Source organism: Achromobacter sp. (assembly GCF_036567245.1).
GTDB lineage: Bacteria > Pseudomonadota > Gammaproteobacteria > Burkholderiales > Burkholderiaceae_B > Achromobacter.
In genome coordinates, this window is the sequence record NZ_DATCUY010000650.1 from 1 (window position 1) to 2,920 (window position 2,920).

Here is a 2,920-nt window from a genome sequence, read left to right on the forward strand (position 1 = left end):
CAGGCGGCGGCGCCTGGACCGCCGACGTCTCGCCCGTGTCCGGCGCCCAGAGCTATGTAGTACGCGTCTCGCGCGATGCCGAAGGCGCATTGCCGGTATCGTCGACCAGCTTCCCCAACAACGATATCCGCTTCACCGCGCCCGGTCCCGGCACCTATTACGTATCCGTGCGCGCAGTGGACGACCTGGGCCTGAACGGACGCGACGCGATCGCCACCTTCGAGGGCGCGAACATGCTCCTGACCTCCGACGGCTCGGGCGTCGCCAGCGGCACGGGCGGCCTGATCACGCTGACCGATTACTAGAGCCCGTCTCATGGCCGACGCCGCCGATCCGCAGGACCGGACCTCGCGCTCAGGGCTATGGCTGACGGTGGTTTTGGCGGTATTTGCCGCCATCCTGGGTTCGTTCAACGGCCTGGGGCGCTTCGATCAAATCCTTTATGACCGCGCCGTGTCGTTGACGGGGCGCGGCGCCGATCCCGATATCCTGATTGTCGCGATCGACGACGACAGCATCAAAGCGCTGGGCCATTGGCCATGGCGGCGCGCCGTCCACGCGGCGCTGCTGGACCGCCTGCAGGGCGCCCGCGCCGTGGCGCTGGACCTGATCTTCGCCGAACCGGACATGGCCAATCCGAACGACGACCGCATCCTGGCCGACAGCATCCGGCGCCATGGCCGCACTGTCCTGCCCGTCGTGCTGGATCGGCTCGACCGCCCTTCAGCAGTCAACGAACCCATCCCGGGCGTGGCACAGGCCGCCGCCGCGAAGGGCTTCATCAACGCGCGCATCGATCCGGATGGCGTGGTGCGCGCAGCGACCCTGAGCGCGCGGCTCGGAGACCGCCGCTGGAACCATCTGGCCATGGCCATGCTGGACGTCGGTGGTGAAGCGGATTCGGCGCAGAAACTGTTGCAACGCGCGGCGCCTGACGCCAGCATCCTGATCCCCTACTCCGGCCCCACCGCGCATACGCGCATCGTGTCCTACCTGTCCGTGCTGCGCGGCGACCTGTCGCCCGAGGAACTGCGCGGAAAGTACGTGCTGGTCGGCGCCTGGGCTACCGGCCTCGGCGACGCCTACCCGACGCCGGTGTCGCATGACGTCAGCGGCATGTCCGGGGTGGAGATCATCGCGAACCTGCTGCACGCGGCGCGCGACGATATCGCCTATCGGCAGCCGCCCGCCTGGAGCAACGCACTATTCGCCGCACTGCCCGTGCTGCTGGCCTGCCTGGCCCTGTGGCGGCTGTCGCCCAAGCAGGCCCTGTTGGTCAGCCTTGCACTGTTCGTCGCCATCCTGCTGGCGGCGTTGCTGTTGCTGGCCTATGCCTATGTGTGGTTCGCGCCGGCCGCGGCGCTGCTGGGCGTGGCGCTATGCTATCCGCTCTGGAGCTGGCGCACCCAGGAGGCCGCGTTGCGCTACATGGACAACGAACTGCGCCGCCTGCAGCGCGAGTATCCGCCGGTGTTGAACGAGGCCGGCGCCCAGGGCGCGGGTCCCAGCGCATCGCTGGAAAGCCGGGTCGGGGAGCTGCGCCGTGCGCTGGCCCGCGTGCGCAACCTGCGCCGCTTCCTGGCCGACGGCCTGGACGGCATGCCGGATGCCACGCTCGTTTTCGATCAGGATGGCCGCATGCAATTTCGCAACCAGGCCGCCGTCATGTATTTCCAGCGGTTGGGAATGCGCCCTCCCCGCGTCGGCCGCCGGGCCACCCATCTACTGGAAAAGACCATCTCCGATCCCGCCACGCGCCACCGCGTCGCGGAGGCGCTCAGCGGCCAGGGCGCGGCCGCCGCGTCATCGCCATGGAGCGCCGACCTGGAAATACGCGACCATGCCGGCCGCGATCTGATCCTGAAATGCGCGCCCATTCACACCGCCGAAGGCAACTTCGCCGGCACCGTCGCCACGCTGACCGACATCTCGCGCATCCGCCAGGCGGAGCGCCAGCGCGAAGAAACATTGCGCTTCATCTCGCATGACATGCGCGCGCCCCAAAGCTCCATCCTCGCGCTGGTCGAAATGAAGCAGGAAAGTGGCTCGCCCGAGGCCCAAAGCGAAACCCTGGGTCGCATCGCGGCGCTGGCCAACCGTACGTTGCGCCTGGTCGACGACTTCGTACACCTCACGCGCGCCGAGTCGATGACGATCAGCGCTGTGGAACTGGATCTGGGCAGCCTGCTGCAAGACGCCGTGGACGAGTTCTGGGCCTCGGCGCAAAAGCGCGGCATCGAGCTCAGCCTCGTGCTGCCGCTGCCCGCCGCCTATGTCCGCGGCGATCAAACCCTGCTCATGCGCACGCTGTGCAATCTGATCGACAACGCGATCAAGTACAGCCCGGCGCACACGCGGATCGAATGTGGCATCGACGAAGAACCCGGCTTCTGGCGCGTCAACATCCACGACCAGGGCCAGGGCATTGCGGCGCAGGATCTGGCGCGGCTGTTCGAACCGTTCTCCCGCGTGGGGGTCGAAACGCGCGGCGATGTCGGCGGGGCAGGCCTGGGTCTGGCGTTCGTGCGCACGGTCGCCGAACGCCACGGCGGATCGGTCGAGGTCAGCAGCGAACAGGGCGTGGGCTCGGTCTTCACGCTGCGCCTGCCGATGGCGCCGGAAGAGATGACCGCGGCGTAGCCGCGGCGCGCCCTATTGGAAGACGTGCGAGATCACGGCGGGCTTGCCCGCCTTGACCTCCAGCGTCGTACGGTATGGCGACAGGCCGGCATTGCGCAGCACCACCTGGTACTTGCCGGGAATCAGCCGTAGTTCCTTGACCGGAGGACTGATGCCGCGCGCCACGCCATTGATCCAGACCTCGCCCCATGGGCGGATGTCCAGCCGCACCAGCACGGGAACCGGCTTGGGCTTGGCGGCCTCTTCGGCCACGGCAGCGGGAGCCTCGGCGGGAGCGGCC

Annotated in this window: 1 protein-coding gene and 2 pseudogenes; 2 read left to right on the forward strand and 1 reads right to left on the reverse strand. The window is 68.3% G+C overall.

Translation table 11 applies throughout. From position 1 onward, the window contains the following. Nucleotides 1-305 (forward strand): annotated as a pseudogene (locus tag VIR09_RS27615) (peptidoglycan-binding protein); the annotation flags it as partial. Nucleotides 306-315: 10 nt separating this feature from the next. After that, nucleotides 316-2,640, forward strand: a complete 2,325-nt coding sequence (locus VIR09_RS27620) for a CHASE2 domain-containing protein (protein WP_332015769.1) — start codon at nucleotides 316-318, stop codon at nucleotides 2,638-2,640. Nucleotides 2,641-2,652: 12 nt separating this feature from the next. On the opposite strand, the pseudogene VIR09_RS27625 reads toward VIR09_RS27620, so the two are convergent. Further along, nucleotides 2,653-2,920, reverse strand: a pseudogene (locus tag VIR09_RS27625) (serine/threonine protein kinase); the annotation flags it as partial.